General features: G+C 57.5%; 6 protein-coding genes and 5 pseudogenes. 5 read left to right on the forward strand and 6 right to left on the reverse strand.

Translation table 11 applies throughout. The features are described 5' to 3' along the window. Positions 1-96: 96 nt before the first annotated feature. A pseudogene (locus FBZ93_RS40085) lies at positions 97-585 on the forward strand (transposase); the annotation flags it as partial. Between the two features lie 284 nt (positions 586-869). Here FBZ93_RS40085 and FBZ93_RS40090 read toward each other — a convergent pair. Together FBZ93_RS40090 and FBZ93_RS40095 are read right to left on the reverse strand one after the other, a co-directional pair. After that, entirely contained in the window at positions 870-2,147 is a 1,278-nt protein-coding gene (locus tag FBZ93_RS40090; RefSeq protein ID WP_246667861.1) for an aminotransferase class I/II-fold pyridoxal phosphate-dependent enzyme, read from the reverse strand. Positions 2,148-2,581: 434 nt separating this feature from the next. Continuing rightward, positions 2,582-3,003 (reverse strand): annotated as a pseudogene (locus FBZ93_RS40095) (transposase); the annotation flags it as partial. A 423-nt stretch (positions 3,004-3,426) separates the two neighbouring features. Between FBZ93_RS40095 and FBZ93_RS41665 the strand changes: the two are divergent. From FBZ93_RS41665 to FBZ93_RS40110, 4 genes and pseudogenes are all read left to right on the forward strand, one after another. Further along, the gene (locus tag FBZ93_RS41665) at positions 3,427-3,822 is read left to right on the forward strand and encodes a reverse transcriptase domain-containing protein (RefSeq protein ID WP_246667862.1); all 396 of its coding nucleotides are present in this window, start codon (positions 3,427-3,429) and stop codon (positions 3,820-3,822) included. Further along, positions 3,798-4,046 (forward strand): group II intron maturase-specific domain-containing protein, encoded by a 249-nt coding sequence (locus FBZ93_RS41670; protein WP_246667863.1) that lies wholly within the window; start codon positions 3,798-3,800, stop codon positions 4,044-4,046. Before FBZ93_RS41665 ends, FBZ93_RS41670 begins: the two co-directional genes overlap by 25 nt. A 581-nt stretch (positions 4,047-4,627) precedes the next feature. Continuing rightward, the gene (locus FBZ93_RS40105; protein ID WP_246667864.1) at positions 4,628-5,566 is read left to right on the forward strand and encodes a reverse transcriptase domain-containing protein; all 939 of its coding nucleotides are present in this window, start codon (positions 4,628-4,630) and stop codon (positions 5,564-5,566) included. Between the two features lie 524 nt (positions 5,567-6,090). Then, positions 6,091-6,718, forward strand: a pseudogene (locus FBZ93_RS40110) (transposase); the annotation flags it as partial. Between the two features lie 202 nt (positions 6,719-6,920). Here FBZ93_RS40110 and FBZ93_RS41675 read toward each other — a convergent pair. The 4 genes and pseudogenes from FBZ93_RS41675 to FBZ93_RS40130 form a co-directional block, all read right to left on the reverse strand. Further along, a pseudogene (locus FBZ93_RS41675) lies at positions 6,921-7,653 on the reverse strand (transposase); the annotation flags it as partial. Positions 7,654-7,786: 133 nt separating this feature from the next. Further along, a complete protein-coding gene (locus tag FBZ93_RS40120) occupies positions 7,787-9,568 on the reverse strand; it encodes an ABC transporter permease subunit (RefSeq protein ID WP_146993194.1) in 1,782 nt (593 codons plus the stop codon). A gap of 70 nt (positions 9,569-9,638) precedes the next feature. Then, positions 9,639-10,850 (reverse strand): ABC transporter ATP-binding protein, encoded by a 1,212-nt coding sequence (locus FBZ93_RS40125; RefSeq protein WP_146993195.1) that lies wholly within the window; start codon positions 10,848-10,850, stop codon positions 9,639-9,641. Between the two features lie 835 nt (positions 10,851-11,685). Then, positions 11,686-12,426: pseudogene (locus FBZ93_RS40130) on the reverse strand (IS5 family transposase). Positions 12,427-12,577 lie beyond the last annotated feature (151 nt).

Consider the following 12,577-nt stretch of genomic DNA (forward strand, 5'->3'; position numbering starts at 1 on the left):
GGGAGCGCCCGTTAGGGTGAGCGCTCCTGCTCGCCCGCAGCTCCGTTCCCTGCCAGTTTCGAACCATGCCGTAAGAGTAAGTCGAAACTTCTACACAAGTGGCAAACTGTGAGTTGGCGAACCGGGACCAAAAGGCCCGCTTTGCCGCCATTTCGAATGCGGATCACCGATGGTCCACCGCAGCGGATCAAGGATAAAGGCCAGCAACATCTTCCCAGCGAGGAAGCTGGTAAAAACAGGACCTCAGGGGAGAAGAAATACTATCTCGCCAATCTGCGGCCGCGACAGACCTGCGCACGTTAGCCACCTCAAGGCTCGATGGATCTGCGAACAGGCGCATCAGCAGTTGAAAAACGAACTGGGGCTTGATCGCTTTGAGGGACGATCTTGGCGAGGCCTTCATCGTCACGCACTCATGACCATGATCGCGTATGCGTTCTTGCCTTGCCTCCGGCGGAAAAAAGAATCAACGAACCCCCGCCTCAGCCAAGTGTGCCGGCCGTACGCCGCGCCATCGTCCGATCTCATTCTTCGACCGCCATCCCACCGATGCCCATCTTGCAGACGACCGTGAAAAGCCGCAGCACAAATAAATCTGCCAAAGTAGTGCCCAGCTTTCGGGTCAAAACAGCTGTGCAAGCGCTCAAGAACAGGCGGAATACCAAGTCAAAAGACCTCGCCCCAATGTCCCGACTGCGACTCCTTTGAGCCAAAGCTGAACGAGGACCAGTCCGCATCTCAGTTGGGCAGATATGCGCTCCGTTACAATGGCTCGAAGTTTGGTAGGCTTCCATTCTTCCCGTACGCACCAGCTGACAGCATCTTCGTCCTACTGAAAGCTCCATGAAATCATCCGCTGAATCATTACATCACCTCAGAGGGTAGGGCTTTCCCGTTATTTCGGCTATTTTTTGCAAGATGACGTCGCACAGCCGCTCTATATCGCGAACCTCATGCTCCGCTGTAACGCACACCCGAATTCCCGCCCTTTCTTGCCCGAGCGTTGGGAAGAACGTCACCAAGGTATAGAAGCCGCGATCGAGAAGCGCTTTTGCGATTGCAATCGCATTGGCCTCCGATCCGATGGTGATAGTTCTGATCGGAACTGAATTGCCTTGTTCGGCGGTCGCGATACGATGGTCAAAGAGGTGGATGCTTTGCGCCAGTCGCCGCTGCCGCTGGCCAAGTTCTGCCGAGCGGTGAATTTTGCACGACCCAAGCGCCGCACCAACCGCTGCGAGATTGGGTGCCACTGAAAACGTATACGGAAGGGAGTATCGTCGAAACAACACCTCGTGATCCGCCACTCCAAGCATCAATACTCCGCCCGATGCACCGAATCCCTTAGCCAGCGAGGCTGCTATGATCGTTCGGTCACCGAGCGCTTCCGGAAACTGAGAGCGTGCAAATCCTTCACCTTGGCGTCCGAAGATCGATATGCCGTGAGCATCGTCGATGTAGAGAAAGAGCCCATAACGCTCCTGCAACTGGCGCAGTTCCTTGATCGGCGAATAGCCACCCATAGAGTAAACACCATCACATACATAGACGACCACCGGATTTTCACGACACAAGCATTCGAGAGCGTCGATGTCGTTGTGTACGATCGTTTCCACCCGCGTTTCATCAGCCACCACCGGCTTGTGGCAAGCGAGGGAGATGTGTGCAAACTGATCGAACACGACGACTGGCTTCCTGCCGCCCGTCAATTGACCCGAAGCAAGGATGGGCATTGCGCCCAGATTGGCGAGCATGCCACTGGAAAAGACGAGGACGCGCGCGCAGAAAATCTCAGAGAGGATTTGTTCAAGTTCCCCCAGAAGATCGAAATTGAGTCGTGTCCGGGCGCAGGAGCAATGCAACGACCGATGCGCCTCGATCGCGTCGATCGCTCCGGCGACGATCACCGGATGATTGTCGAGACCCAGGTAGGAGCATCGCACGAAGTCAATAACCTGTGGACGGCTTTCTGGCGGACCGTTGCCCCAAGCAATGGTACGTCCGGTCGTGGATTGTCCATGGACGGCCATGAGATCAACCATCTGGGGTGCATCGAAATATGGCCGGCTCTCACTGATCGCGTGGGCGGTGTTCCGAAACTGTCCACTCAGGTGACCACCATCCGTGGGAGCGATCTGCTGTTGCATTTCATTCTCCATTCTAATTTGCCAAGGATATGTAGCCAACCGCTCAGCTGTACCCGCTCAACAGTGAGGCTTGGCAGCATCGGGCCGAACTGGAGGTTTTGCACAAAATCTGACGGGCCGCTCGAGCGACTCTTAGTCCAAACGAAGTAAACCACCGGCTACCTCGCTTGGGCAGCTACCAAATCAAACGGGGCTAAGTCGTGTGGACCTTATCGCAGGCATAGAACGATTGCGGCGATGGTTACGATGGCTAGGTAATTTCGAGCGGTCATCCCCTAGCGGGTTGCGATCTGACGGAACTGCTGCGCTTGCTGAAGGAGCATTCGACGAGGTACGGCGGCGCATAGCGGTAGATTGTGCCTGCGTGGCGTGGTGTAGCTGGCGCGGCACCGTATTCGCCGGCAGGAGCTGGGCAGGTCAGCTTGCGATAGCCGGCTGACGGTCGGATCATGGCTCAAAGGCGCGATGGTTCCAGCGGCATGTAACGGGCGCGCTGGACGGCCCATTCATCGTTCTGTTTGAGCAGGATCGCGCCGATGAGGCGAACGACGGCGTCCTCATTGGGGAAGATGCCGGCCACCTCGGTCCGCCGTTTGATCTCGCCGTTGAGACGCTCGATCGGGTTGGTCGAGTGCAGCTTGGTTCGGGTGCTGGGGCGGGAGTGTCATATAGGCGAGCACATCGGTCTCAGCCTCATCCAAGAAGGCCGCGAGCTTGGGCGGCTTGGGGCGAAGCTGGTCGGCGACCTTCCGCCACGGCGCTCTCGCGGCGTCGGCATCGTCCCGGGCGACGCTGACGCTGTGGCAATAAAAGCGGCGACGACACGCCGCCCGCTCTTGCCGGCATGTGCCAGAAGTTGGCCAGCCCGCGTGATGAACTCGTCACGAAGACTAACCAGCCTGATCCGGTGCGGCGGGTGATGATCCTGGAGCCCAGCGGCGGCGAACGTCCACCCGGTATCCTAACAATCCGGGATCGGGTCGTCCAAGCTGCCGCAATGATCGTGCTGGAACCGACCTTCGAGGCGGATTTTGAGGACGGCGCTTTGGGATATCGCCCGCGTCGTAACGCGGTCGATGCCATCAAGGAAGTTGCACCGGCTTGTGTGCCGGGGCTACGGACGTCGTTGACGCCGATCTGTCGAAATACTTCGACACGATCCCGCATTCGGACCTCCCTAGATCGGTGGCCCGACGCATCGTCGACCGGAATGTGCTGCGGCTGATCAACCTTGGCTGCAAGCACCAGTCGAGGAGCGGGATAGCAACGGGAAACGCACATGAGTGGCGGTAAGAGCAACAAACGCGGCACGCCGCAGGGCAGTGTTATCAGTCCGCTGCTCTCCGTCATTCACATGAATCGATTCCTGAAACTTTGGCGTCTTAGCGGTCGGCGTGAAGCATTCCGGGCGCACGTCATCTCCTATGCCGACGACTTCGTCATTCTCAGCCGCGGCCACGCGGAGGAGGCATTGACGTGGACGAGAGCGGTGATGACTAATGCTCGGGTTGACACTCAACGAGGCGAAAACCTCGGTGAAGAACGCCCCATTGGGGGGACGGTGGTATCTTGGCGCGGCTCCGTCCAAGAAAGTGTGCTGCGGATCAAGAGGAAGGTCAGCGAGCTGCTGACGCCGGGCAACAAGGGCGTTTGGCCCGAGTACAAGCACGACTGAACCGCCTTCTGGGCGGCTGGTCCGCTTACTTCAGCTATGGTTCCCTTGCCACGCCCCATCAGGCCGTTGATCGACACGTCTTCGACCGCGTGCTCGCCTTTCTGCTCAGACGACGTAATACGCCCGCCCGCGGCGTCAGACGATTTTCTCATGAGATCTATGGGAACCCTGGCGTGCTTGTGCTGAACCGCGTGCGCAAAGTGTCGCCGACGTGCGCCTCGTGATGAAGCCTGTCGGAAACCCGGATGCGGGAAAACCGCACGTCTGGTTTGATGAGCGTTGCGCCTTGAAAGCGCGTTGAACTCTGCCGCTTGAGATGGCGGCCGCGGTAAAGCCTAGCGAGCAGCCGCGAACCGAGTCTTGCGTGGCGTCCGGTAACGGCCGTTGCGAAGCGTAGACAGGGAGGTTGTAAGCCGGAATGAAGTGAACGGGAAAATAGCCCCGAAATCGAACGTGATCGGAGTAGCCGACCCTATCGCTCAAAGGGGAAGGCGAAATATCAGGCCGCGCCAGAGCGAGTGGCCGGAGGGCTCCCGGGGTTCGTACCGCCGGCATGCAACCAAGGGGATCAACGGGAACAAGGGAGGTTCATTCGGTTCAAACGCAAGTTTGTAGGGCCCGACAAGCCGACAAGGTGAGGGAGGCCTGACGGCCGAGTGGAAGTCATACTGACTGATAGTACTCGGAGGACGGGAGAGCCGGCCACATCGGGAAGCGGTCAGCGGCAGGTGAATTGTTCGTGGGCAACATGGGCTCCATTCAACGGGAGACACGGCCTTCTATGCAAAGAGAAGATCAGCTGACCATGGAAACGAAACTTGAACAGATAGCAGCGAAAGCTCGATGTGAACCGAAACTCCGCTTCACGTCGCTGGCACATCTCATCTCGCGCGACCGCGTGTGGAGGAGTCTGTCACAGATTCCGAAGTCGTCGGCCGCAGGGGTGGATGGTCAGACGGTGGAGGCGGCGAAGAAGAGCTTCGATGGATGGATAGAGCCGATGCTCCAGTCCATTCACCGTCAAGGATATAGAGCGCCGGATATTCGGCGGGTCTATATCCCCAAGCCCGGCAAGACGGAAAAGCGGCCACTTGGCGTGCCAACTGTCGCCGACCGGGCGCTCCAGCGCAGTACGGCCGAAGTACTGTCTGCCATTTATGAGCGGGACTTTCTGCCCTGCTCATTCGGTGGCCGGCCAAAGCTCAGCGCTCATCATGCCTTGGCGACCCTCAATGAGGCCATCGCCGGCGGCAAGATGGGTTGGATGCTGGAGGCGGATCTGAAGAACTTCTTCGGGAGTCTCAATCATGATTGGGTTCTCCGATTTGTTGCGCATCGAGTCGGTGATCCACGCCTGATCAGTTTGATCCGGCGCTGGCTGAAAGCGGGTGTCTTGGAAGATGGAAAGGTCCATCCGAACGAGGAAGGAACACCGCAAGGGGGATCGATCAGCGTACTTTTGAGCAACCTCTATCTGCATGATGTGCTCGACCTCTGGTTCGAACGCGTGGTGAAGAGCCGGTTGCGGGGCGAAGCCCGGCTGGTGCGCTATATCGATGACTTTGTGATCTGCTTCCAATATCGATCGGACGCTATCCGTGTTCAGGACGCCTTACGCCTTCGGTTGGGAAAGTTCGGCCTCACTCTTGAACCGACCAAGACCAAATTGGTTGAGTTTGGTCGGTTCGCGCAGCGGGCAAACGCGGCAGAAAGCGCCCGGAGACCATCTACTTCTTGGGCCTGACGCTGTATTGCACGCGAAACCAGAAGGGTAACTTCAAGGTTGGGATGCGCACCGAGAAATCTCGCTTGCGGCGCAGCCTTACGTCTCTGCAGGAGCTCATGCGGCAAATACGACATCACGCGATCAGTGACCAGGTCGGCGAAATCAACGCCTTCCTGCGCGGCCACTAAGCTTATTACGGGGTCGCCGGAAATCTTCGGTGTCTCGTAAAGGTGTACCGTGCCGTGCAGCGTTACTGGCATCGGATGTTGCGCAGCCGCAGCTGGGCAGGACGAGCCCTCAACTGGGGCATGTTCAACCAGATCAAAGAACGGACGCCGCTACTGAAACCAAAGCTGCGCCTCCCATATGCGGAGTTGCAGGCTCTTGCAGTGCTGTGAATCAACTGTCGAAGAGCGTAGTGCGGTAAATCCGCACGCTACGTTCTGTGGGAGCCGGAGGCGGGCAACTGCCTCCGGCGACCCGGTGGGAGAGGAAACGGAGCGCGCATCAACGCGTCACCGCGCCTTTCCTCGACTCTACTACGAAGAGGAGCCAAGAATGACGCCGCTGACGCGGCTGCGATCTGCGAAGCGGTCAACCGTCCCAATATGCGGTTCGTTCCAATCAAGAGCGTCGAGAACCAAGGATTCTTGATTCTTCATCGTGCAAGAGGCTTACTGGTCCGCCAATGAACCATGACAGCCTGCGCCATTAGAGCTCACTTTGCTGAGTTCGGAATCATTGTCGGGCAAGGCCGGCAACGGGAGGATGGTCTGGTGGACCTGTTGGAAGACGAGGGGCTGACGCTACCGGCCCATGCCCGTATCGCACTGGCCGTTCTTGTGAACCAACTGAAGGAGGGCCTGACGCCTAAGCAAAATTCCACCGGCGAGAAGGATCGGCTCGGCTGGATTACGAAACAGGGCGATACCTATCTCGGGCATTTGCTTGTCATCGGAGCACGTAACGTCGTTCGATACCCAAGGCACGCTTCCGGGTTGGAGGCGCGGTTGAATCGAAGCCCTGCTTGGATGGCGTCGGCCCATGCTCGTCGCCATCGCCGTTGCCAACAAGTTGGCCCGGATCGTCTGGGCGATGATGACGACCGGCCTAAGCTCGCGGCCTGACTTTCCGCGTATGTTGGCCACCTTATGGTGTGAGGGCACATGACAGCATGATGGATACCGGCGGAGCCGGGGATCGAGCTTTAAGCGCAACAAGCGCGACCCGTTGATGAAGCCGCGATCCGCTATCTCCATCAGGGCCAGCGGCCAAGGCATCGGTCGCACTAACAGGCCGTATACATGAACGCACTCGACCGGTATCCAAAGTGCTGCTGAAATCCCTTGCATCCGCGGGCCCGTCTATACATGAAGCTCTCGACGAGGTTGTTATGGATCGGTTTGCCTGGCGTGATGCAATGCCAGGCGACGTGGCTTTGATCGGTCCATGTCAGAATAGCCGTTCCTGATGAGTTCAGTACCGTTGTCGCTGACTACCATTTGGGCTTGCCGCGCTCGATCACCACCAGTTTCCCGTGCTACGCGGGAGCGAGGTAGTCGGCCACCAGCGCCAGGCACTCGCGGGGGCAATCATTGACCACGGTCAGGATGCGAAGCAGCGACCATCTGTGAGCTGATCCGACACGAAGTCGAGCGACCAGCGCTCGTTGGGGGCCATCGGCACCATCATCGGCGCCCGGGTCCCAATGGCCCGCTTGCGGCAGCCGCGGCGGCGTGTCGCAAGACTCTCTTACCGGTAGAGCCGGAAGAAGTTCCTGTGGTTGACCAGATAGCCCTCCCGCTTGAGCAGAACATGCGGGCGCCGATGGCCAAAGCGACGGCGCACCTCGGCGATCGCCCTCTTGCGTTGGTGAAGGGCAGTATCCTCCACTCGGCTTGCCTTGTATCTAATGGTGATGTGGCCGCAGTCGACCTCAGCCGCTTGGCCTCCGACAACTTCATCCCGCCGAATGAGGGCTTCCACTTGTAAATATTGGCATCGCTGACACCGTGCTTGCGGCACAGATAGGCAACCGGCACGCCGGCCTCATGCTCCTTCAATATCTCGATGATCTGCTCTTCCGAAAAGCGATTTCGCTTCATGCTCTGGTCCTCATATGGGCCAGAGCGAACTTCAACCGGATTAAGTCAGTGGGGCAAGGTCAGCAGTTGCAACTCCTCCATTTCGGGGCTTTCGGCGAGTGCCTCGATTTGTGCCTGTCATCCCTTGATTCCCTCAGCGGTTTGCACGACCGCAATACTCTGCAATGTTTGATTTGGCGCCTCTTTTAACCGGCCGTTCCGCGGCGAACTTGAGTCCGATCGCAATCAGGATGAGCATCACCGAAACCGCCGCGATAGTTGGATCAATTTCATATCGAATTCCTTCCCACATCCTCACGGGGAGCGTCTTGGCGCTTGTGCCCGAAAGGAACAGCGCCAGAATCACGTCGTCGAATGAAGCGAGGAATGCGAGAAAAGCAGCGGAAATAACGGCAGGACGCAGCACGGGCAGCGTGACGAACCAGAAGGCACGTACAGGACTCGCACCCATCGTCAGAGCCGCAGCTTCAAGTGATTCATCTGTGCTTTTCAAACCAGCCGAAACGGTGACCAGGACGTATGGAAGTGCGAGAATAATGTGAGCCAGAACGAGTCCGCCTACAGTCCCAAGCAAATTGAAGCGGACGTAGATGGCATACAACGAGATCGCAAAGATTAGGACCGGCACGATCATTGGCGAGATGAGAATTACGGTGATAATTCCTTTGCCTGGAAACCGCCCGCGCACGATCGCATATGCAGCCGGGGCGCCGATCACAATCACGCCAATTGTAGCAAGAATTGCGACTTTGAGGCTTGTGATCGTCGGCGTGATCCAATCGTCACGTGAGAAAAAGTTCTCGAACCAGCGAATCGAGTACGACTGCGGAGGGAAATGTAGATATGCCGCACCCGAAAACGCAAGTGGAAAGAGCACAGCGAGTGGGGCCACGAGCCAAACAAGTACCCACCAAGAGCAGCACTTTACAAACAGGTGGCGCGATCCGAGGTGGGCAGATTGTTTACCTGTCGCCAGTTGGGATGCGTGCATTGGGAAAAGCTTTGCCAGAAGTCGCTCGCGCCAGACAAGGAGGTGGATTGGTCCGCGTTGAAAGACGTGGCGCACTACCTGCCCGAGGATTCCGGCCGATGTTTCGATGTTGAGTGTCCGCTCGTAGAGCGCTGTAAGAACGCCGGTCGTTACAATCAACAACACCGACATCGCAGCCGCCAATCCCCAGTTGTTCAGTTCGTTGATTTGTTTTTCAATGAGCATGATGTAGGTGATGTCCGAGAGGCCGCCCAGCAGCGCGGGTATCACGAACATTCCAACCGAAGACATGAATACCAAGAGAGCGCCAGCGAGCACTCCCGGCATACTCAAGGGCAACACAATCCAGAAGAAAGCTGAAATGGGTCGCGAGCCGAGACTTTCCGCAGCAGACAGCAGGCGCAGGTCCATTCGGCTCAGGGTGCTGTAGAGCGACAGAACCATAAACGGCAACATGATGTGCACCATGCCGACGTATACGCCCATTTTATTGTAGACCAGCTTGAGCGGCTCATCAATGATCCCGAGATCGGTCAGTGCCGTATTCACAATGCCGTTGCGGCCAAGTATCACAATCCAAGCAAAGCCGCGCACGAGAGAGCTTGTCCAGAGCGGTAGGAGGATAAGGAGTGTCACGGTCCGTCTTGTTCGATCCGACACAATGCGCATCGCATATGCGAGTGGGTAACCCAAGAGGAGACAAAGCAGCGCGATGATGAGTGCAAACCGAAAAGTGTGATACAGGACGCGCAGGATGACTGGGTCGCTGAACAGCTCAAGATAGTTGGCAATCGACCAACCCTGACCTCCGAAGCTGCGAGATACGATCTGGACCAAAGGGTAGAGGTAGAGCGGCAGAAGGAGCAGCGCCGCTGGGATCAAGAGGCTGACGACACCAATACGATGGATTGCGCGCGAAAACATTGCTTTGTTGAGGTGAGTGTGATTCGTACTTTCGGTCGCTTGGATTGCGTGTGCCTATCCGGTGCCGGAGTCACCGTTTCTTTCGGGTGACGCATTGCTTAATTGTCGATTCAAGGAAGATGTGGACGTCTTCCAAGCTCCAGCCAACCGTCACTTGGCTACCGATATCGACTTGCGGCACATGCCCGGGTTTGTTCTGCAACGTGACTTCAATGACATCTCGGTCATTGAGGGCTACACGGTACCGGATGATATTTCCTGTGTAGGCGATCTGCGCGACGCGCCCCTCAAAACGTTCTTCCGTGGCTGCAGAGTCATTGAGCACGATGCGCTCCGGTCGAAGCATCAAGTGCGCCCGGCCTTTCGATCCCTGCACCGGTTCGGGAACACGGCAGCGCAATCCCCCAGCTGTAACTAGGCTCCATTCGTCTGCGCCTTGCGCTTCCTCGAGCTCGAGTTCGCCTTTCAGGAAGTTAGACGTTCCGAGAAAGTCGGCGACAAAACTTGATTTCGGATGCTCGTAGAGCTCGCTCGGAGAACCGGATTGCACAACCCGCCCGTCGCGCATGATGATCACACGATCCGACATCACGAGAGCCTCGGTCTGGTCATGTGTAACGTTAATGACCGTGCCCCCCAGGTTGCGATGGAGTTCGCGAATTTCGAACTGCATGTTCTCGCGCAACTTCTTGTCCAATGCGCTCAGCGGTTCGTCGAGAAGCAGGACCGGAGGATCGAAGACAAGCGCTCGGGCAAGGGCGATTCGCTGCTGTTGGCCTCCAGAGAGTTGCCCCGGCAATCGCTGCGCAACGTTGGGCAGCCGCACTAGATCGAGCACCTCCTCGACCCTTCGCCGGATTTCAGCTTCGTCCTTGCGGCGCATCCTGAGGGGAAATGCAATGTTTTCTGCAGCCGTCAGGTGAGGAAACAGCGCGTAGCTCTGGAAAACGACGCCAAGGTTGCGATGCTGTGGCCTGAGATGGGTGACATCGCGTCCTCCGATCGTAATCGCGCCTGCCGAGGGCTCCACCAATCCCGCGATCATCATGAGTACCGTTGTTTTCCCGGAGCCGCTCGGCCCCAGCACCGTTACGAATTCTCCAGGGGCAATGTCGATGGTCACGTCATCGACCGCTCGAAAGCCGTCGTAATCCTTTGTCAGCCTCGACAACTGGACGCGGCCGCCCTTTGCTCCGGACACCTCTTGAGCTGCAATATTGACCTGAGGCCGCAAATGTTCCCTGAGAACAATTCCGTGCGATGTAGCGTCTACGGTAGTCATGTTCCCATTCCTACTTTTCTATCCCTGCTTCTATCGAAGCGCTTGTTTCGCGAATACCTAAACCGCGTTGCACACTCAACCAACCGCGGCGGAGGGATGACCGACCTCTGAGGATTTTGAGGACGCGTGGATACAATCAGTTCAATCAGCCGCAGAGGCCCCTGACGCGGACGCACCATCCTCCTCTTGGCCGCTCGATATGACGATTTTCGATACTTCGTGGCCAACCCGTTGCTCTTACTTTCCCATTTGGGGGTTCTATGTGACCAACCTCCCATATTGTACCTGTCTCGATCAGTAGGACGCGGAAAATGTAAAGCGCGCCAACGCATATAAACTTGGAAAAACGCTATCTTTCGAAGAAATACTTCAAAACAAAAATACTTTGCGCGATGTTTCGGCGAGAAGCGCGAGCATATCGAAAATCTTTGCCACGTCACCGGGTATTCGAATTGAGGACGTCACGCGATGTCGCACGCGTCAACAAGAAGAATTTTTAAGTCGATGGGGGAGATTTTGTGACCGGACGGCGCTCCGGCAGTTCTCAAACGGGGGGAGATCGGCCTCGGGGGATCGCAGAATGTACTCATCACAGTAGCGGTGAGCGGTGATGTTGGTAAAGAATGACCGTGATCTCGTCGAGCCGATCCGGCGCAGCAGTCCAGCTTTGAGGCGTTGTAGACAGTCGCCTGGGAAACTGGATTGTCAGCGTTGCAGCCCTCGCTGAACCGCGTCTCGCAGTGACATGACGGCCGCCATTGCCAAGCAACACTTTGCGGAGAATCATGCGCTGCCGCGTCGGTAGCAACCAGCCTTGACTAGGATGAATCCACATTCACCGGAGCCAGATACAGATTGCGGCGAGGTGGACGAAGGCGAGGAAGTAGTCTGCCCTCCGGTCAATCGAGTGGCGAAGCGTCGGAAGTGCTTGAGCTTATTGAAGCAGCGCTCGATGCGGTTGCGTAGCTTGTAGATCGCCTCGTCGTGTGGAATGGGGGCCTTGCGAGCGCGGGGTTGAGGGGATCGCCGCTTCGGCGTTCATGTCTGTGATGGCCTTGCGCAGGTCGTTGTTGTCGGCGAGCACGGCCTCGGCCTTGATGCCTTCGAGCAAGGCTTTTGCAGTCAGGTTGTCGTGTCGCTGGGCGGTGGTGAGCTTGAAGCGCAGCGGCCGGTCGAGACCATCGCAGAGCATGTGGATCTTGGTAGTCAACCCACTTCGGGAACGCCCCAATTCCTGAGTTTTAGCCCCCTTTTCCGCTCGCGGCCTGCTGGTGGACACGAACCGGAGTGGTATCGAGCATCAGATATTTGTTGTCGCGATCTTTGATCAGTTCGGCGAACAGCTTCTCCCACACACCCGCCTTGGCCCAGCGGGTGAAGCGCGCGTGCACGCTCTTCCACTATAGCCATAGCGCTCTGGCAGGTGCTGCCAGTGGGCTCCGGATCGCAGAACCCACAAAACCCCGTTTACGAAGGAGCGGTTGTCGACACCTCTGCGGCCGGGATCCCCCGCCTTGCCCGGCAACATCGGCGCAATCCGAGCCCATTGCGCCTCGCTGAGCTCATCTCGCTTCACACCCATCAGCCCGCTTCGAATCAAAACGGTTCGGAACGCATTGATTCAGCATCTTTCTGCTGTGGGAATCTTGAGGGTTCTGTGAGGTCGCGTGGCGGGCGCGAGCCGCGCGCCCGGTTGTGCGTGCGACCTCACAGAAGCCGGATTGAAC

Source organism: Bradyrhizobium macuxiense, from assembly GCF_007993935.1.
GTDB classification, from domain to species: domain Bacteria; phylum Pseudomonadota; class Alphaproteobacteria; order Rhizobiales; family Xanthobacteraceae; genus Bradyrhizobium; species Bradyrhizobium macuxiense_A.

What these genes read in the sequence shown, in the direction of transcription:
- FBZ93_RS40090 (WP_246667861.1), bottom strand. Translation starts at nt 2,147, where the DNA reads ATGCAACAGCAGATCGCTCCCACGGATGGTGGTCACCTGAGTGGACAG.
- FBZ93_RS41665 (WP_246667862.1), top strand. Translation starts at nt 3,427, where the DNA reads ATGAGTGGCGGTAAGAGCAACAAACGCGGCACGCCGCAGGGCAGTGTT.
- FBZ93_RS40105 (WP_246667864.1), top strand. Translation starts at nt 4,628, where the DNA reads ATGGAAACGAAACTTGAACAGATAGCAGCGAAAGCTCGATGTGAACCG.
- FBZ93_RS40120 (WP_146993194.1), bottom strand. Translation starts at nt 9,568, where the DNA reads ATGTTTTCGCGCGCAATCCATCGTATTGGTGTCGTCAGCCTCTTGATC.
- FBZ93_RS40125 (WP_146993195.1), bottom strand. Translation starts at nt 10,850, where the DNA reads ATGACTACCGTAGACGCTACATCGCACGGAATTGTTCTCAGGGAACAT.